Raw genomic sequence first — 17,983 nt, 5'->3', positions numbered from 1 at the left:
CGGCCTGCTACACCTCGAGGTCCGGCGCTGCCTTCCGGATGAGGAGGGCGACCTCGCGGACCGTGGGCGTGTCGAAGAAGTCGCCCAGGTCGATGGTCACGCCCAGCTGCTTCTCGATGGCGTCGATCACGGAGATCGCGAGCAGGCTGTGCCCGCCCTCCTCGAAGAAGTCGCCGTCGGCGCCGATCGGGCCGGAGGCGAGGACCTCCTCGAAGATGGCCCCGACCTTCGCCTCCAGTGCGTCGCCGTCCGCTGCCGTCCGCGTCGGGGAGGACGCGGGTGCCTCGGCGGTGTCCGTCTCGGCGAGCCGCACCAGCGCACCCCGGTCGATCTTGCCGCTCACCATCCGGGGCAGCTCGTCGATCAGTGTGAGGGAGGTCGGCACCATCGCGGGCGGCAGTGCGGCATTGGCCCCCGCCCTGATCTCCTCCACCGTCGTGTCCACGGCTTCCAGCCAGGCCGCCAGCGCCGGAGCGCCGTCGGGACCGGTGATCACCGCGACCGCCGCCTGCCGGACTCCCGGCAGCAGTCCCAGCACGCTCTCCACTTCACCGGGCTCGACCCGGTGGCCGCGTATCTTCACCTGGTCGTCGGCCCGTCCGGTGAACTCCAGCATTCCGTCCGGACGCCACCAGACGAGGTCCCCCGTGCGGTAGCTCCGTCCGCCGGGTGCCTCGGCGTCGGCCACGAACGCCGCCGCCGTCAGCTCCGGCCGGTTGCGGTATCCGTCGGCGAGGCCGTGTCCCGCCAGCCTGAGTTCTCCGACGAATCCGATCGGCAGGACCCGGCCGTCGGCGCCGGTGACGGTGGCGACGGTGTTGTCGATGGGCCGTCCGATGGGGAAGCCGGGTCCGGCGGCCGTGCCGTGGTCGAACGCGGTGGCGCCCACCGAGCTCTCCGTCGGGCCGTACTCGTTGATCAGTCGTACTCCGGGCAGCAGTTCGTGGTGGCGGTGCACCAGATCGGGCGTCGTGGCCTCGCCGGCGACCGTGACGGCGCGCAGTGAGGCCGCGGCCCGCGGGAGTTCGCCGAGCAGGACCCGGTAGAGGCTCGGGACGGTGGTGAGGTGGGTGACGCGGTGCTGCTCGGCGAGCTCGGCCAGCCGGCGCGGCAGGAGCTGGTGGGTGTCCGCGAGGACGAGGCGTCCGCCGGCGGCCAGTACCGGGAAGAGGTCGGCGACCGAGCTGTCGAAGGCCAGCGAGGGCAGTTGCAGCACCCTGGTGTCGGGGTCCAGACCGTGGTGGCGCACCTTCCAGTGCACGTAGCTCGCGATGGCGCGGTGCCGGACTTCCACGCCCTTGGGCCTGCCGGTCGACCCCGAGGTGTACACCACGTACGCGAGGTCGTCCGGGAGGGGCCCGGGCAGGCCGGCGTCGGACTCGGCGGCGGGGCCGGCGGCCGCGGCCTGGATGTCGATCACCGGGGTGGTGAGGCCGGCGGGCAGCCCGGTGAGCAGGTCGGGTGCGGCGAGGACGGCTGCGCATGCGGCGTCGTCGAGGATCTCGGCCAGCCTCGCCGCCGGTGACCTGGGGTCGAGCGGCACGTAGGCCGCGCCCGCGAGCAGGGTGCCGGTGATCGCCGGCACGGCGTGGATCGTCTTGCCGGTGAGCACCCCGACCCGGTGTCCCCGTCCGATGCCGGCCGCGTGCAGGCGGGCCGCCACGGCCTGCGCGGCCTGCCAGAACTGGCGGTAGGTCAGGGTCTCGGTGCCGGCGACGACGGCCGTACGGTCCGGGTGCGCACGGACCGCCTCTTCGATGGGCGCCGTCAGCGTCGTGGGGGCGATCTGTGGTGTGAAGCCGCGTCGGCCGAGGGCCGTGGCCGCCGCGACATCGTCCGCGTCGGCCGCCGGGAGTGCGGCGGCGGGGCCGTGCGGGTCGGCGAATCCGGCCAGGACCCGGGCCAGCGACCGCAGCAGGACGTCGAGGAACCATGGCTCGGCGCGATCCGGTCCGGCCTCGGCCACGAGTTCGCGTACGCCGTCCGCACCGGGCTCGGTCAGGGTCAGCTCGATGACGTCCTGCCGGGACGCGCGGGCGGGGAGGCCGGCGCCGACCCGGGCCGAGCGGACCAGCACCGCGCCGGCGAGTGCCGCCTCCTCGTCGGACACGACGGGCGCCGACCGCAGCGACGCGTCGGCGGCCCGGACCAGATCGCCGACGGTGGACCGGTCGGCGAGCCCTATCCCGGCCAGCACCGGCCCGGCCGGGCCGGACACGGCCACCACCGGCTCGTCGGTGTGCTCGGCCGCACCGACGACCACTGCCGTCGCTGCGGTGAGGGCGACCAGTTCCTCCAGGGGGCGCCCGCCGGAGACCTTGGCCAGGCCGTCGGAGGCGGAGGCGGTCAGCGCCAGCCGGGCACGGGCCGGCGCCGACTGCGCGGCGCCCGTGCGCCGGGGGCGGATCGTGGTGGCGGGCACAACAGGGTCGGACGTCATGGGCAGATTCCTTGCTCGAGGACGAATGAAGAACTGCCCGTTGGCCAAGCGGTGTCCTCCCCGGCGCGTGGGCGGCCATGGGGGTTCGAACACCGCGTCGGGCACGTGCGGGCACACCCGTCACCGAGTGGGACGCGAAGGGACCGCGCACCGCCGGGTCGTGGCCGAGCCGGTCCGCAGGTCACCGCTGACACCACAGGGTGCCCATGCACTTTCGGGGCGGGGCACCGGGCGGCCCGCAGTGCGGGCGCCCGGTGCCCCGGCCGGGCCGTTGCCTCGCGTCAGCCGCGCTTCGCGATCATGTTGGCCATGCCTTCCTTGCCCTGCGTCTTCAGCGCCTTGAGGCGCTCCTGGCGCAGGCGGGCATCGCTCCGCGAGGCGATCCACTGGTTCTCGCGGAGCAGCTTGTGGTAGCTGTCCAGGCGGCGCTGCTGGAGCATGCCGTCCTCGATGGCCTCGCGTACCGCACAGCCGGGTTCCGCGATGTGGTCGCAGTCCCGGAACCGGCATTCCTCGGCGAGCTGCTCGATCTCCGAGAACGTCTGCTGCAGGCCGTCGGAGGCGTCGTACAGGCCCACGCCGCGGATGCCGGGGGTGTCGATCAGGACCCCGCCGCCGGGCAGGGGCATCAGCTCGCGGGTGGTCGTGGTGTGGCGGCCCTTGCCGTCGCTCCTGGTCTGCTGGGTCTCCATCACGGAGCGGCCCATCAGGACGTTGGCGATGGTGGACTTGCCCGCGCCCGACTGTCCGACCAGGACGCTGGTCCCCGTCAGTACGGCAGCGAGGATGTCCATGCCGTCGTCGGTGGTGGCGCTGACGACCAGGACGTCCACGCCGGGCGAGGCCTGCTCGACCGTTTCGCGGACGCCGTCCGCGTCCTCGGCGAGGTCGGACTTGGTGAGGATCATGACCGGCTGCGCGCCGCTCTCCCACGCGAGGGCGAGGAACCGCTCGATCCGTCCGAGGTCCGGCTCGGTGTCCAGGGCCACGACGACACCGATGGTGTCGATGTTGGCGGCGAGAACCTGGCCGTCGGAGCGCTGCGAGGCGCTGGAGCGGACCATCGCCGTGCGGCGCGGCAGCAGCGCCTGGACGTACGTGCCGGCCGCGCCGACCTGGACGGCCACCCAGTCGCCCGTGCAGGGCATTTTCATCGGGTCGGGGTTCGCGACCGGACCGGTGTCGGCGTGGACGACGGTCACCTCGGAGTCGCCGTCGGCGATCACGACGTCGCAGCGGCCGCGGTCGACCCGGATGACCCGGCCGGGCACCCACGCGGCGTCGGCGAGGGAGGCGAACTGGCCGTCGAGCTCAGGGGACCAACCGTAGGCTTCCAGCGGCCGCGGGTAGACCGAATCGGCCGATGTCGATGAGTGACGCAACGCAGTGAGCCCTTCGGGAGGTGTTTTCCGGCCGGCGCACGCACATCGGGCTGCACCGGCTGCTGAAGAGGGGGCGGAGGAGCGGGGCTGCTCTTCGGGCGCGGCTGCGGCGGTGGTGACGTGCGGGTCGCCCACCTCGACTGGCTCCGACGCCGGGGGCATTCAATGGAGTTGACGCTACGACAGCATCACAGGGCCCGCAACACCGCTCGACCGGCGCTGGATCGGAACTCGAGAAGGAGACGGAGAGCTCCGCCTCCGGGACGGTACCCGCCCGCCCACCCGGGTGTTCGCCCGGGTGGGCGGGCGGTGCGGGCCGCTACGGTACGGCGGGCGCCTGGGTGCTGCGGTAGAGGGCGCGCAGCTCCTTCTCCAGGGCCTCGACCTCGTCGAGCCTGGGCCGGCTCTTGGGCGTGAACAGGCCGTCCCGCTCCCAGCGTTCCGGGTCCAGGCTCAGGGCCGAGACGTTGAGCCAGCCCCGCGAGCGGATCTCTTCGAGGCGCTCGGGAAGGGCGTCCTCGAGGGCGAGGTAGAAGATGACGTGGGCCAGCTCCTCGATGCGGTCCAGACCGTCGCGCACGCTCGTGAGCACCGTACCGAAGGCGGGTACGTCGTCACCCGGCAGGTTCTGCTCGAAGAGCCGGGCGAGGGTGGGCACGTCGTCGTAGTAGTCGATGTAGTCGAAGGCGAAGACGCCGCGGTAGGTGCGCGCCCAGGCCTGGAACAGGTTCATGATCGTGCCCTGGGTCGCCACCGCGTGGGCGCCGAGCGCGCTGAGGGTCGTGCTCGCCGACTCGTCCAGGAAGGTCTTCCCGTAGAACTGCGGGTCGGAGAAGGACCATCCGACGTAGTAGTCCCAGATCGTCTTCAACGACATGATCACGGCGTTGTCGTGGAAGGCGTAGGAGCCCTGGATGTTCATGGTGAGGCCCTCGGCGAGCGAGAGGAACCAGCGGTTGGCGTACCGCACGAAGCCCTCGTCGAAGGACTGCTTCACGTCCCGGCTGACCATTTCGGTCACGAAGCTGTTGGCGTAGCCGATCAGGTTCGACCCCACGGAGTAGTAGGGGTCGGCGAAGACGGCGGCGTCGCCGACGCACGCCCAGCGGTCCTGCGAGAAGACCTGCTGCGAGGAGTGGCTGTAGTTCTTCAGTACGCGGAAGTCGAGGACCGGCAGCTCGCGGATGGCGGGGTCGAAGCCCGGAACGCGCTCCACGACGAAGTCGATGGCCTTCTCGATCCGGTTGAACTTGGTGACCGGGTGGAGGTCGTCGGACACGACGATGCCGACGCTGGTGTGGTCGGGGGCCAGCGGGATGGCCCATATCCAACCGCCTTCGAACATGAAGTGGTTGGTGGAGTGCCAGCGCGGCTCGGTGATGCGGTCGTGCCAGCCGGTGTGCTCGGGACCGACCGCCTCGTCGGTGTCGAGGCGGCCTTCGAGCCGGAACCACACCGAGTTGTGGGGCTTGGGGTACCGCTTGGTGAGGTCGAGCTTGCGCTGCAGCAGCCGGTGCCGGCCCGTGGCGTCGACGACCCATCGGCAGGTGACGCCGGTCGCCTCCTGGCCGTCCCCGTCGACGGACTGGTACGTCACCCGGTGCGGGGTGTCCTGCTCGCCGAGCTCGATGTCGAGCACCTTGACGCCCTGCGTCAGCTCGGCGCCGGCGCCCGTCGCCACCACGCGCAGGTGCTCCTCGAAGGAGCCGCGGTTGAGCTGGTAGGACTTCGCCGGGAGGAAGCGGTTGACGCCGAACTCGGCTTCCTCGTGGAGGCCCGAGCCGCCGCCGTAGAAGTACCGGAGCCCCAGCTTCTCCAGGTGCTCCTCCTCCAGGTAGTCGTACAGGCCGAGGACGTGGTGGAAGTAGTACGCGCCCACCTCGACCGAGGACTCGCCGACCTTGTGCGCGGACAGCGGCATGGGTGAGCGCTCGCGCTCCAGGACGAGGACGGAGAGCTCGGGCTGCGCGTCCTTGAGCTGCTTGGCCAGGCAGAGCCCGGCGAGGCCGCCGCCCGCGATGACCACGTCGTAGTCGACACCGCCGAACACGGAGTCAGTACCGCTTTGCCTGCTCACTTTGTACCCACCTTGTCGTTCTGTCGGTTCTCGATGTTGAGGGCCAGGCTCCGGATGGTCCGGTCCGTGTACGGGTCGGAGACGTCGAGCTGTACCCCGATCCGCGTCTCCACGCGGGAGAGCAGGTCCATCACGGCGAGGGAGTCGCCGCCGAGGTCCAGGAAGTCGTCGTCCAGGCCGACGGGCAGGGGCGCGAACAGCTCCCGCCAGATCTCCAGGAGCGCGGCTTCGACTCGTGTCGACGGCTCGGGGCCCGTGGCGCCCTGGCCGACGGAATCCGCGTACAGGGCCAGCAGGGCCCTGTTGTCGACCTTGCCGTTGCCGGTGAGCGGCACGGAGTCGACCGGGATGATCGCCGAGGGGACCATGTACTCCGGCAGGTTCTCCTGCGCCGTGGCGCGCAGCCGGTCGACGTCCTGGCCGGTGGCCCCCTGGACGAAGGCGAGCAGGAGCGGCGTGTCGGCGTCGGTGGCGTGGTGCAGCACGTGGACGTGGCCGACCGCGACGTCCTGCGAGAGGACCCGGGCCACGTGGCCCAACTCGACGCGGCGGCCCCGGATCTTCACCTGGCCGTCGCGGCGCTCGATGAATTCGAGGTCGCCGTTCTCGTGCTGCCGGACGATGTCCCCGGTGCGGTAGAGGCGCTTCCCGGCGGCCGGGGGCGAGGCCGGCGTGAAGAACCGCTCCGCGGTCAGGTCCGGCTGTCCCAGGTAGCCGCGGGCCAGGCCCGCTCCTGCCAGGTGGAGCTCGCCGATTCCGCCCGGCGCCACGGCCGCACCGTCCTCGTCGAGGACGAACGCCTCGGTGTGCTCGATCGGCTTGCCGATGAGCACGCGCTCGTCGGTGGCGGCGAGGCGGTGGACCGTGGAGCAGACCGCGTTTTCGGAGGGCCCGTACTCGTTGTACAGGTGCACGTCCGGAACACGCAGGAAATGCTCCTGGGTCAGGCCCGGCGTGAACCATTCACCGGCGATCGTGACGCACCGCAGGGACGTCACCCGCTGGGCTTCCATGCCTTCCAGGAGGCGTTTGTACAGCATCGGGGTGATCAGGAAGTGGCTGACCTCCCGGTGCTCCATCAGGCCGGTGAGATAATGCCGGTCGGTAATTCGGTCGCGGCGCGGCAGGAGCAGACGCGCACCGGAGGTGAGGGCACAGAAAGTGTCCGCCACGGCACTGTCGAAAGACGGCCGCGGAATGGCCAGGGTCACATCGTGCGGACCGAATCCGTAATAGGAATTGCGCCACGTCAGCGTATTGACGATCGCTCGGTGCTCGACGGCCACGCCCTTGGGGGCGCCGGTCGATCCCGAGGTGTACACCACGTACGCGAGGTCGCCGGGCCCGGCGGCCGGCTCGGGGTCGGAGTCCGGCGTGTCGAGGGCGCCGCCCATGACGTCCAGAACGAAGAGCTCGCCGTCGAAGAACATCGCGCCGGCGGCCGCTGAAGACTCGATCACCATGGCCCTCGGTGCCACGTCCTCGACGATCCGCTGGGTTACCGCGGGCGGGTTGTCGGGGTCCAGCGGGACGTAGGCGCCGCCGGCCTTGAGGGCGGCCAGCATGGCTATGATCACGTCGGGCGGATGCCGGACCAGGATCGCCACCCGGTCGTCGGGGCGGACTCCGCACGCGTCCCGCAGGTGGTGGGCCAGTTTGTTTGCCCGGCGATTCAGCTCGCCGTAGCTCAGGAGCTCACCTTCGAATTCCAGGGCAGTATGACCCGAAAATCTTCTGGCGCATTCCTCGAAAAGGAAAGTCAGAGTCTTCGGATCCTCATGGTTCATCAACAAACGCCCCCTGCCGGATTATTGGCAATTCTCGATTTTCAAAGCCTAGCCCCGGCTGATCGAAGGGCCCTCTATTAACACTCGAGTACACGGCCGGACCTACGGGTTCGCCGGGTCGGCCACGGGCCAGGTGCGCTCGGCCCGGTCGCGCAGGAGCTCGGCGGTGATGCCGCGTTCGGCACTCAGCCGGGTGAGGACGCCCGCCTGCTGCACGGGTTCGGCTTCGGGGTCGTATTCGGAACCGGTGAGGTGCTTGAGCCAGGGCTCGAGGCCCATGGCGTAGGCGTAGACGTGCCGGGCGTTGAGCTGGCGGGCGAGCTCGTCGGCCTGGGCGGCGTTGCTGCCCTTGAGCCGGCGCCCGTTGTTGTGCTCACGGGAGAGCTTCCCTTCCAGCATCGGCCCGTAGAGCCAGTTCAGGGGGGCTCCGACGCATTCGAGGCCGATGAAGAGCGCGTCGAGAGGAGTCTCGGTGAGGCCGGGGACGTTGTCGAACAGGGCGGGTTCGAGCGGCGTGATGTCGGTGGCGAACAGGAGCCTGCGGCCGCCGGCTTGGACGAGGGGCACCATCTTGGTGCGGATGTCGAGGTCGGCGTGCTCGCCCACGAAGGGCAGGGCGGTGACGTCGACGCCGTCGGCCACGCGGTGGGTTTCGAGTTCGGCCAGCTCCTGGACGTTGGAGAACCCGAGGGCCTGGAGCATCGCCTTGAGGCTGGGATCGGGCAGCGATCCGCCGGAGGCGCGGGGGACGATGATCGTGCCGATGCGGGTGCGGAGCTGGAGCAGGGTCTCGAGCGAGAAGTGGTCCGAGTGGAAGTGGCTGATGACGACGGCGTCGATGTGCCGGGGGAGGTCTTCGATGGTGTAGTGCTCGTATCCGTCGCCGGTGTAGCCGATGAGCGGGTCGAGGAGCACGGACGAGGTGCCGGTCTCGATCAGCACGGACGCGTGATTGAGGTACCGCATCCGGACGTCTCCGGGCGCGGGCGGGGTGTGCGGCGACGGCGGCACGTCGTGGAACAGCGCGGTGAACGCCGGAAGGTCGGCATCGGCGACCCCGAGGCGCTGCGCGAGGTGCGGGACGTCGACGGGGTCGAGGCGCGCCGCGAACAGTTCGTTCCACAGCGGGGAGTCGAAGGGCAGATCGATGTCCAGGCGGTCGGGGCGCGGGAGGACGGGGCTGCTGTACACGAAGGGCTGGGGGCTCGGTGCGGCGGTGAGGGAGACGCACTGGGCGTCGCGCTCATACGCCGGCGAGCCGTACATCAGCGCTTCGAAGAAGCGGAAGGAGGGCCGGTGGGCGGTGTCGTAGATGAGCTCGACCCGCCCGCGGAGGGAGTGGGGAACCAGGGGGTAGAGGGGTTCCATCGATCCGCCGAGCGCCTTCTCGCGCAGCAGGGCGCGGAGTTCGGATATGTCGTCGGCGAGCTGGAGCTTGGCCTGGCCTTCCTTGACCATGGTCTCGCGCGCCGCCTGGACTTCATCGTGGGTGGCGCCCTGGGGGTCGAGGAAGGGCGCGCCGTAGCGGTGCGGGTCCGAGGTGACCGCATCGTGGAGGTGGGGTGCCTTCAGGTAGCTGTCCACGATCGGCAGGAGACGGTCCCGCAGGTTGAGTGCGCCGGTGTGGGGCGCCAGCAGGTAGGGCCACGCGTACCAGCGGTGCAGCAGGGGCTGGGCCACCACGGACGGGCGCAGGTAGAGCTTCTGGTGTGCCGGCACGGTAATTCCCTCACTGTCGATGATGTCGGTGGGTGGGTTCGCAGCTCGCGCATGCGGAGACACGTCACGGGAGGGCGCGGGGTGTCCGGCCAGGCCCCGGAGGTGACGTGGATGCGGCGGGGTGTGGGAGCGGTCGGGTCGTGCATGCGACGGCTGCACGGGGCGAGTCGGTCCCCGGTATGCCCGCGCATATTTCTTCATGTCTATCACAAGCGATAGTTCATGAATCCGGAAATTTAGCAGGAGAGTTGCCCGACGGACACGCCGCTGACGCGTCTCTGAATGCGATCCCCAGAGGGGCTCAAGGAGAGCTCGAGGTGACACGGCTTGTATGGAGGCATGGATTACATGGAGACGGTCACGCCCTCGTGCTTCCCCGACCCGCGGATCGGGCGAAAGTCCAGGTCAAGGCGGCTGGCGCCGGTCATGCCGAGCGATGTTCCCGACGCTTCGACGTTCCGGTGTCACCTGGAGGGAATCAGCCCTGACGTGGCTCATTTCAGCAGGCTCTGACAGGAAAGCACCGGAGCGCGGCAAGCCGACGCGCATTTCCGGGTCGAATTCCAGCGGGCCGAGGGCGTCGTGCGGTGACCTCGCAGCATTCGGGGATGTGTTCACCCGAAGGCCGGGGTATTCCGACGCCCGAGCGCAGCGGGCGTAGCGCCGCCGCGTGAGCCGGCCTGGTCCGGACCCGGCGGCCACCAGACCACCAGGCACCAGGCACCAGGCCGACTCGTTCCGGGTCGGCGGCTACGCCTCCAACTGCCGGTCGTGCGCGGCGGAAAGACGGACGCGGTCGGCAACGGCTGCCGGCCGTGGGCGCGTCCCGCGTCCGGTCCTCCTCAGCGGCGGCGTGCGCAGGTCCAGGCGCCCATGCCCTGGATCTTGGCGAGTCTCCTCGCCGTCGCGATCTGCTCCGCCTTCGTGGCGAGGTCGGCGCGTGGTGCGTACTTGCGGCCTCCTGCCGCCTTCCAGCTCGACTGGGTGAACTGCAACCCGCCGTAATGGCCGTTGCCGGTGTTCGCCCGCCAGTTCCCGCTCGATTCACATCGGGCGATGGCGTCCCAGTCCGGGTCCGGTTTGGAGTGGACCACGGCGGCATGGGCGCCTGAGACGTTCAGCAAAGTCACGGTCAACACGACTGCGGCGGCCAGTAGTTGGCCGATCCTGCTCCGGCTTCGCCGGTCCTTCCGGTTGCGCGACATCAGTCCTCCTTCGCTGTTGGGGCGTGCCTGCCACGAACAGCGGGCGGGCCCGCGTACTGCCGTCTTGCGGCTGTGGCCACAGCACAGCACGGACCGGGGTGCTTCCAGCGGCACTTGCGGTCGGCGAAGGGATGACGCCACCCGAACGGACGCTCTACGGCCTCTGGTGGGCCCGTCCGCCGGCTTCCGCTGCTCCACCTGCCAGCGCCGCACGCCGCGTTCCCCGTTCCCGCGCCGGCACCCTCACGCCGCCCGGTCCTTCCGGCGCGGCAGACGGGCCAGGGTCACGGCGCGCAGCGCCCACTCGACGGGTCCGTAGCGATGGCGGGCCAGCCACCAGCGGCTGAAGACCAGCTGTACGGCGAACAGGGCCAGGGCCGTCACCGATACCAGCGCCGGGGCGACCCGTCCCACGAGCGCGGCGCCGAAACCGGTGAACACGAAGGCCAGGACCAGCGACTGGGTGAGGTAGTTGGTCAGCGTCATCCTGCCCGCCGGGGCAAGGGCCGCCGCCAGCGGCCGGCCACGGGGTCCGGCCAGCGTCCGCAGCACCGTGGCCGCGTAGGCGGCCGCCAGCAGTGGCGCGGTCACCACGTCCACGGCCACCGCCACCAGCTGGTACGCCGTACCCGGATGCCACTGGCCCGCGTGTGCCCAGACCAGGCCGCCCGCGATACCTACGGTGAAGCCGGTCCACTGGATGCGGCGGAGCAACGGCGCGTGGCGGGCGGGATCGGCGAGCACGGAGCGTTTGCCGGCCGCCAGACCCAGCAGGAACGCGGCGAAAGCGGCCGGTGCTTGGAAGAAGGCCAGGATGAACACCACGTCGGGCAGCTGCCGCAGGTGCGCTCCGATCACCGCTGCGGCGTCGCCGCGCAGCGCCTCGGTGGCCTGGCCGCCCCGTTCGGCGACGGCGGCGGTGTCGATGCCGCCGCCCCCGGTGGCGGCGACTGCCCAGGCCAGCAGCAGGTAGCCGACCGCGGTGACGGCGAACAGGACGACGGCGGCGCGCACCGCGGTACGCGGCCGGATCCGGTGCACGGCGAGCAGGAGGAGTCCGAGCACGGCGTACGTGGTGAGGATGTCCCCGGGGAAGAGCAGGACGGCGTGGCAGAGGCCGAGGACGAACAGGCCCGCGCAGCGCCGTAGGAAGCGGGGCAGGAAGGCGGCGCCATCGCGGTCCGCGGAGGCCAGTTGGAGGGTGAAGCTGTAGCCGAAGAGGAAGGAGAAGAGCAGGTAGAACTTGGTCTCGAAGAAGACCCCGGTGACGAAGCGGACGGCGGTGTCGAGCGCGGAGCCGAACGCCGGATCGTCCGTGCCGGTGCCCCGGTAGGCCGAGGCCATGAAGGCGATGTTGACCATGAGGATGCCCCAGAGGGCGAAGCCGCGCAGGGCGTCGACGTCGGAGAGGCGCCGAGGTGCGGCCGCCGCCCCCGCCGCCGCCCCCGCCGCGGGTCCCGCCGAGGCTCCTGCCGGTCCTGCCGTGGGTCGACTGGTCATCGCTTCGCCCCTTCGGCGCCGACAGAGGTCAGGAAGTGCCGCTGGCCGGCCAGGAATCCCTCGGCGAACAGGGCCCTCGGCGCGCACAGCGCGGTCACGGTGAGGCGGAACGAGGAGCTCTCGACCTCGTGCCTCACCAGGCCGTGCGTGGCGTCCGGGTAGCGGCTGACGCGCAGCGCGGGCCCCGGCAGCAGCCGCCGGTAGGCGGCCTCGGTGTCGGCGACGTCCACGTTCACGTCGTGTCCGCCGAGCACCAGCAGCACCGGCACCCCGCGCAGCGCCGGCAGGTCGGCGCTCGCGTCGGCCGTGTGGTTCTTGGAGACGAACCTCCAGCGGGCGGCCGTCATGCCCTGCGGGTCGCCGACGGCGCGTACGTACTCCTCGTAGGACGCGCCCCTCCCGAGCAGTTCCAGGCCCGTGTCGCGGCGGCGCAGCGCGGCGGCGACCTCGGTCTCGGAGGCGCCGTCCCGGCGCAGTTCGGCGAGGAGGTTGTAGCGGCCCTGCCGGTGCCAGTTGACGGCGGGCGAGACGGCGATGACGAACCGCACACCGCCGTCCTTGGCCGCGATCTTGGGAAGCACCCAGCCGGCCTGGCTGGCGCCCCACAGGCCGATCCGGGCGCCGTCGATGTCCGGCCGCTGCCGGGCCCACGCGATGGCGTCGACGGCTTCCTGGGCGCGGTCGTCCATGGACTGGTCGAGCCAGTCGCCGGGCGAGCCGCCCACGCCCGGCTTGTTCCAGGACAGCGAGGCGTATCCGGCGCGGGCGAAGGACTCCCAGATCGGCCGGTAGAAGGTCTCGTGCGTCGCGTCGACCGGCCCGTCCCCGTGGACGAAGACCACCAGCGGGAAGGGCCCCTTGCCCTCCTTGGGCAGAGCCAGTACCCCGTCCAGGGCCCCGCCGTCCCGGCCCTCCCGGTCCCGGTCCCGGTGGAACGAGACCCGCTCCTCCCGCAGGTCGTAGGTGTTCTGCCAGACCACCAGCCCGCCCAGGCCGGCCGCCACGACGGCCAGTGCGGCCAGCGTCGCGAGCACGGCCCGCAGCACCCGGCGGCGGTACGGCGTGTTCGTCGGCGTCATCCATCCCCCTCGAAACTATCGAATCCAAAACGGTCGTTCCTGAATCGACCGTACTATGCTCGTACGGAGAACGCGAGGAGAGATCATGGACACTGCAGTCGTCATCCGGCGGGGCGTGCCCCCGGGGGCCGAAGAGCGGGTAGCCGAGCTGTACTGGGAGGCCTTCGGCCGCAAGCTCGGCGCCGGCCTGGGCCCGCCGGAGCAGGGCCGCGCGTTCATCGCCGGCCACCTCCACCACGACCGCGCCGCGGTCGCCCTCGCCCCGGGCGACGGCGACCGGGTCGTGGGTGTGGCCGGCTACCAGCTCGGCGGGCGCGCGCTGACCGGCGGCGGCGTCCGCGACGTGCTCTCGCAGTACGGACTCTTCCGCGGCCTGCCGCGGATCGCCCTGCTGGCCCTGCTCGAACGGACGCCGGAGCCGGGGGAGCTCGTCATGGACGGCATCGCCGTCGACCCTGCCCACCGGGGCGCCGGCATCGGCAGTATGCTGCTGACCGAGGTCGCGGCCATCGCTGCCGAACACGGCTGCTCCCGGGTCCGCCTGGACGTCATCGACGTCAACCCCCGGGCCCGCGCCCTGTACGAGCGACACGGCTTCACCGCCGGACGCACCGAGCAGACGCCGTACCTCAGGGGCCTGATGGGCTTCGGCGCGGTGACCACGATGCATCGCGCCGTTCCCGCGCCCCCCGGTGACGGCGTCCACGGCACCTCCAAGGAGCAGCAGCGATGACCAGCGGACCCGCGCCCGGAACGGAGCCCGCCGCGCCCGGCATCGGCACGCGGACCCTGGTGTTCGCCCTCGTCCGTGAGGACGGGACCGTCGACGCCGGAGAGCTGTACGCGGTCGCCGAGGCGCTCGGCATGACGGACCAGCAAGTCAGACTGTGCATCAAACGGCTGGTCTCCGAAGGCCGGTTCACCCAGGAAGGGCGCGGCCGCAAGGCCCGGCTGCACGCCACCGCCGACCCCACCGGCGCCATCGCGCCGGAGGTGGAGTACGTCCGCCACGCCTACCGGCAGGACCAGGGACTCGCCCCTTGGGACGGCACCTGGCACCTGTTCGGCTTCGCGATTCCCGAGTCGGCCCGGCAGGCCCGCGACACGCTGCGCGATACCCTGCTCCACCTCGGCGCGGCCCCCCTTCAGGGCGGGCTCTACGTCAGCGCCAACGCGATCGGGGACGTCTTCGAAGCCCACGCCCGGCACCTCGGCGTCCTGCCCTCCCTCACCCGCCTCACCAGCCGCGACCTACGGGTCGGCGAGGAATCCGATCCCGTCCGGCTGGCCGCCCTGCTCTGGCCGCTCGGGGCGATCGCCGACCGCCACGAGGCCCTCGCGGCGCTCGCCGCCGCCCGCCTGGCCAGATTCTCCGAGCCCGCCCCGCCCACCGGGACCGAGCGGCTGACGTACGCGATCGAACTGGCGACGGCCTTCACCGCCGCGATGGCACCCGACCCGCTCCTGCCCCTCGAACTGCTCCCGCAGCCCTGGCCCGGAACCCGCGCCCGCGCCCTGGCCCTGCGCTGCTGGGACGCCCTCGCCGCGGGCGACGACAAGGACCCCGGCCGACTGCGGCTGTTCCGCCTGTACGACCACCTCATGACCACCCCCGGCCCGGCCGATCCCTGATCCACCAGCCACCCCGTGGGGCTGCGTAGCCTCCGGAAACGGGGGTAGCCGCAGGGAGACGGGATCCGGGGCTCGTCCCGCCCGGGGCCGTCCTGAGCGAAGGAGGCTCGCCATGTCCCCTCGCAGCCGCCGCGCGGCGGCTCCCGCGTCCCTGGTGCAATGGGCCGCGCTGCTGATCGGCGTGGTATTCCTGGTGGCGGGAGTGCTGGGCATGATCCCCGGTCCCACCACCGGCTACGACGCGATGACCTTCGCCGGACACGCATCGGGCGCCGAGCTGTTCGGCCTCTTCCAGGTCTCGGTGCTCCACAACATCGTGCACCTGATCTTCGGGCTCGCCGGTATCGCCATGTCGCGCGCCCCGGGCATGGCGCGGACCTTCCTGATCGGCGGCGGAGCGGTCTACCTGGTCCTGTGGCTGTACGGGCTCCTCGTCGACCACGGCACCGACGCCAACTTCATCCCCGTCAACTCCCCGGACAACTGGCTGCACTTCGGCCTGGGTCTGGTCATGGTCGTACTCGGCCTGATCCTCGGCCGCACGCCGCCGCTCCCGCGCCGGCGCTGAGGCGCGCGCTGCCGCGTCAGGTCTCCCGCACCGGCGCGTACGCCTCCGCCTCGAGGCCGAAGGTCCACGCCACGCCCTGCCGGGCGGTCCGCGTGTCCGGCGGCACGCGCAGCCAGTACGTGCGGCTCGAACCGTCCGGCTCCGGCGTGGAGTTGACCACCTCGACCATGACCACGTCCTCGTCGCCCGGCAGCGGCATCCGCCACAGGATGCCCGTCGCGTCCTGGTGGACCGGCTCGGCACCCGATGCGGTCAGGTAGCGCTCGTAGCCGTAGTGCTCCAGCATCACCCGGCGCAGTTCCGCGTTCTCCTCCTGCCGGATGCGCTCGGGCGTCAGCGCGTCCAGCCCGGACAGGAAATCCGCGGGCACGGGCATCCCCCGCCAGGCGTGGAGCGCGAAACCGTCGGGGAACGCGAGGGCGGGCCCGTCACCGCGGTCCAGGCGGCCCGCCTCGTCCCGGTGCAGTTCCACCGGGCGCTCGCACACCACGGCCAGCCGCTCGTACGGCCACCACCACCCCGCCGCCCGCGCCACCGCGGCGAGCCCCTCCAGCCGGGTGCCCTCCCCCGTGCCGAACGCGCACAGCCATGCCGCGTCGTGCTGGCCCAGCACGGCGTCCAGGAGCAGCAGCCGGACCTCCGCCTCCTCCGCGGCGTCCTCCGCCAGCTCCTCGACCAGCCCGGTGCGGACACGGCCGGCCAGCCGGTCGGTGTTCTCCCACAGCCGGGCGCCCGTCAGGGCCCAATTCCGGCTCCAGCCCCGGGGGCCGAGCCGCTCGTGCGCGCGGGCGCGCTCCGCCGCCCACGGCGCGCTGCGGACCTCCTCCCGCACGCTCCGCCCCCGCACGCCCGTCCCCCACGGGCCGTCCGGATCGCCCAGCAGGCCCACCGCTGCCCGCGGCGAGTCCGCCCACACGATCCGCTCGGGTTCGGGCAGCCCCGCCGCGCGGTAGGCGAGGCGCACGCCCGCCTCCGCCGCCGCACGGTCCGCGGGCCCGGTCGCCGCCGCGACCGCCCGCCACCCGTCGACTCCGTGCACCCCGCCCGTCGCCCCCACCACGTCCGCCTCTTCCGCTTCTTCCGTCATGTCCACCACGTCCACCGTGTCCGCCCCGTTCGCCACGTCCATCCCTCAGTCCGCCACGATCCGCACCGAGCCCGGCACGTATTCCCGCTGCCGCACCACCCGGTACCAGCCCTTCGGCAGCGGTATCGCGGCGTGCTCCTCGTGCACCACCCGCCCCCCGTCGGGCAGTTGGAGCAGCAGTGGCGCCGACGGTCCCGGCTCGCGCACCAGTCGGCCTGGCCCCAGCACGGCGTGCGCGTGGCCGGTCACCTCGCCCAGCGCCAGTACGAGCCGCCCACGCCCGTCCCGCGGCTCCGACGGCGCGTCCGCCGCGTACGACGGCACCGCCGATTCCTCGAGCGGCACGATGAGTACGTCCCCCTGCCGGTACATCCGCGTCCCCCTTCCCACGCGCCGCCCGGTGCGCCGCGTCACCTCCGAAGCTACGGCGGGGGTCTGACAACGGCCCTCCGCCCTCCCCCGCCCGGGCCGTTGTCAGCGCCGCTTGCTACAACTTGCTGGCGCACCGGACACGAAGGACGAGGAACGGCGGGGACCATGAGTTACGCGAGGCATCTGCGGGAGTCGTACGGACTGCCCGTCTTCGACTTCCCCGGGTCCGGGGACGAGAAGGGCATGGACCGGCTGCCCGAGGCGGACGCCGTCGCCTGGCGGATCTCCTCCGACACCTACGACGCGGACGAATCCTGGCCCGAGGCGTTCGACCGGTTCACCGCGGCCGTCGACACCACCCGGGTCCGCGCGATCGTCGTGGGAGCGTGGGAGGACGCGTACGACAGCGGCCCCGAGGACATCATCGCCGCGCTCCTCGCCGCCCGCACCCGACTGCCCGCCCTGCGGGCCCTGTTCCTCGGGGACATGGAGTCCGAGGAGTGCGAGATATCCTGGATCAACCAGGGCGACGTCGGCCCGCTCCTCGACGGCTTCCCCGAACTGGAGGAGTTCGGCGTCCGCGGCGGCACCGGCCTCGTCATTCCTCCCTTCACCCACCGGCGGCTGCGCTCCCTCACCGTCGAGACCGGCGGCATGCCCGCCCGCGCCGTCCGCAACATCGCCGCCGGCGACCTGCCCGCCCTGCACCACCTCGACCTGTGGCTCGGCACGGCGAACTACGGCGGCGACTGCGAGCTCACCGACGTGCAGCCCATCCTGGACGGCGGCCGCCTGCCGAGCCTGCGCCACCTCGGGCTGCGCAACAGCGACATCCAGGACGAGATCGCCACCGCCGTGGCCTCCGCGCCCGTCGTCGCCCGGCTGGAGGTCCTCGACCTGTCCATGGGCGTGCTCACCGACCAGGGCGGCGCCGCGCTGCTCGGCGGCCAGCCCCTCACCCACCTCGCCGCCCTCGACCTCCACCACAACTACCTCAGCGATGCGCTGAAGCAGCGCTTCCGGGACACCCTGGAGAGCGCCGGCGTGCGGCTGGACCTCGACCGGGGCCACGCCGACGAGGACGACTGGGACGGCCGCATCTGGCGCTTCGTCGCCGTCGGCGAGTAGCGCGGCG

The 17,983-nt window shown here is 71.8% G+C and carries 14 protein-coding genes; 4 read left to right on the top strand and 10 right to left on the bottom strand.

Annotated elements, in window-relative coordinates; genetic code table 11:
• Positions 1-7: 7 nt before the first annotated feature.
• The 8 genes from ACZ6I1_RS02340 to ACZ6I1_RS02305 form a co-directional block, all read right to left on the bottom strand.
• Positions 8-2,440, bottom strand: a complete 2,433-nt coding sequence (locus tag ACZ6I1_RS02340; protein WP_469282178.1) for a non-ribosomal peptide synthetase — start codon at positions 2,438-2,440, stop codon at positions 8-10.
• A 281-nt stretch (positions 2,441-2,721) separates the two neighbouring features.
• Complete coding sequence (gene rsgA / locus ACZ6I1_RS02335) at positions 2,722-3,822, bottom strand: ribosome small subunit-dependent GTPase A (RefSeq protein WP_469282176.1); 1,101 nt, start codon at positions 3,820-3,822, stop codon at positions 2,722-2,724.
• Between the two features lie 319 nt (positions 3,823-4,141).
• Entirely contained in the window at positions 4,142-5,899 is a 1,758-nt protein-coding gene (locus tag ACZ6I1_RS02330) for an NAD(P)/FAD-dependent oxidoreductase (protein ID WP_469282175.1), read from the bottom strand.
• The gene (locus tag ACZ6I1_RS02325; RefSeq protein ID WP_469282173.1) at positions 5,896-7,686 is read right to left on the bottom strand and encodes an amino acid adenylation domain-containing protein; all 1,791 of its coding nucleotides are present in this window, start codon (positions 7,684-7,686) and stop codon (positions 5,896-5,898) included. Before ACZ6I1_RS02325 ends, ACZ6I1_RS02330 begins: the two co-directional genes overlap by 4 nt.
• Positions 7,687-7,788: 102 nt before the next feature.
• Positions 7,789-9,405, bottom strand: a complete 1,617-nt coding sequence (locus tag ACZ6I1_RS02320) for an MBL fold metallo-hydrolase (protein ID WP_469282171.1) — start codon at positions 9,403-9,405, stop codon at positions 7,789-7,791.
• 842 nt (positions 9,406-10,247) lie between these two features.
• Entirely contained in the window at positions 10,248-10,610 is a 363-nt protein-coding gene (locus tag ACZ6I1_RS02315; protein ID WP_469282169.1) for a transglycosylase family protein, read from the bottom strand.
• A 243-nt stretch (positions 10,611-10,853) separates the two neighbouring features.
• Positions 10,854-12,110: a DUF418 domain-containing protein gene (locus tag ACZ6I1_RS02310; protein WP_469282167.1), complete on the bottom strand. Its 1,257-nt coding sequence runs from the start codon at positions 12,108-12,110 to the stop codon at positions 10,854-10,856.
• Complete coding sequence (locus tag ACZ6I1_RS02305) at positions 12,107-13,189, bottom strand: alpha/beta hydrolase family protein (protein WP_469282165.1); 1,083 nt, start codon at positions 13,187-13,189, stop codon at positions 12,107-12,109. The genes ACZ6I1_RS02310 and ACZ6I1_RS02305 overlap by 4 nt, the downstream gene beginning before the upstream one ends.
• A gap of 85 nt (positions 13,190-13,274) precedes the next feature.
• Between ACZ6I1_RS02305 and ACZ6I1_RS02300 the strand changes: the two genes are divergently transcribed.
• From ACZ6I1_RS02300 to ACZ6I1_RS02290, 3 genes are all read left to right on the top strand, one after another.
• Positions 13,275-13,922, top strand: a complete 648-nt coding sequence (locus ACZ6I1_RS02300; RefSeq protein WP_469282163.1) for a GNAT family N-acetyltransferase — start codon at positions 13,275-13,277, stop codon at positions 13,920-13,922.
• A complete protein-coding gene (locus tag ACZ6I1_RS02295; RefSeq protein ID WP_469282161.1) occupies positions 13,919-14,821 on the top strand; it encodes a PaaX family transcriptional regulator C-terminal domain-containing protein in 903 nt (300 codons plus the stop codon). The genes ACZ6I1_RS02300 and ACZ6I1_RS02295 overlap by 4 nt, the downstream gene beginning before the upstream one ends.
• 112 nt (positions 14,822-14,933) lie before the next feature.
• The gene (locus tag ACZ6I1_RS02290) at positions 14,934-15,389 is read left to right on the top strand and encodes a DUF4383 domain-containing protein (RefSeq protein ID WP_469282159.1); all 456 of its coding nucleotides are present in this window, start codon (positions 14,934-14,936) and stop codon (positions 15,387-15,389) included.
• 16 nt (positions 15,390-15,405) lie between these two features.
• On the opposite strand, the gene ACZ6I1_RS02285 is transcribed toward ACZ6I1_RS02290, so the two are convergent.
• The gene (locus ACZ6I1_RS02285; RefSeq protein WP_469282607.1) at positions 15,406-16,476 is read right to left on the bottom strand and encodes a DUF6745 domain-containing protein; all 1,071 of its coding nucleotides are present in this window, start codon (positions 16,474-16,476) and stop codon (positions 15,406-15,408) included.
• A gap of 45 nt (positions 16,477-16,521) precedes the next feature.
• Complete coding sequence (locus ACZ6I1_RS02280) at positions 16,522-16,848, bottom strand: hypothetical protein (RefSeq protein ID WP_469282156.1); 327 nt, start codon at positions 16,846-16,848, stop codon at positions 16,522-16,524.
• A gap of 165 nt (positions 16,849-17,013) precedes the next feature.
• Here ACZ6I1_RS02280 and ACZ6I1_RS02275 point away from each other — a divergent pair, with 165 nt between their 5' ends.
• On the top strand, positions 17,014-17,976 hold the full coding sequence (locus tag ACZ6I1_RS02275) for an STM4015 family protein (protein WP_469282155.1): 963 nt from the start codon (positions 17,014-17,016) through the stop codon (positions 17,974-17,976).
• Positions 17,977-17,983 lie beyond the last annotated feature (7 nt).

This window comes from Streptomyces sp. NPDC046303 (assembly GCF_055588085.1).
Note: the sequence above shows the minus strand (reverse complement) of the source record. Positions and strands in the feature narration are given on the sequence as shown.

Bases quoted from the DNA above. Each gene is read 5' to 3' on its own strand.
- ACZ6I1_RS02315 (WP_469282169.1), bottom strand. From the start codon at position 10,610: ATGTCGCGCAACCGGAAGGACCGGCGAAGCCGGAGCAGGATCGGCCAA.
- ACZ6I1_RS02325 (WP_469282173.1), bottom strand. From the start codon at position 7,686: ATGAACCATGAGGATCCGAAGACTCTGACTTTCCTTTTCGAGGAATGC.
- ACZ6I1_RS02285 (WP_469282607.1), bottom strand. From the start codon at position 16,476: ATGACGGAAGAAGCGGAAGAGGCGGACGTGGTGGGGGCGACGGGCGGG.
- ACZ6I1_RS02290 (WP_469282159.1), top strand. From the start codon at position 14,934: ATGTCCCCTCGCAGCCGCCGCGCGGCGGCTCCCGCGTCCCTGGTGCAA.
- ACZ6I1_RS02310 (WP_469282167.1), bottom strand. From the start codon at position 12,110: ATGACCAGTCGACCCACGGCAGGACCGGCAGGAGCCTCGGCGGGACCC.
- ACZ6I1_RS02275 (WP_469282155.1), top strand. From the start codon at position 17,014: ATGAGTTACGCGAGGCATCTGCGGGAGTCGTACGGACTGCCCGTCTTC.
- ACZ6I1_RS02295 (WP_469282161.1), top strand. From the start codon at position 13,919: ATGACCAGCGGACCCGCGCCCGGAACGGAGCCCGCCGCGCCCGGCATC.
- ACZ6I1_RS02280 (WP_469282156.1), bottom strand. From the start codon at position 16,848: ATGTACCGGCAGGGGGACGTACTCATCGTGCCGCTCGAGGAATCGGCG.
- ACZ6I1_RS02300 (WP_469282163.1), top strand. From the start codon at position 13,275: ATGGACACTGCAGTCGTCATCCGGCGGGGCGTGCCCCCGGGGGCCGAA.
- ACZ6I1_RS02340 (WP_469282178.1), bottom strand. From the start codon at position 2,440: ATGACGTCCGACCCTGTTGTGCCCGCCACCACGATCCGCCCCCGGCGC.
- ACZ6I1_RS02305 (WP_469282165.1), bottom strand. From the start codon at position 13,189: ATGACGCCGACGAACACGCCGTACCGCCGCCGGGTGCTGCGGGCCGTG.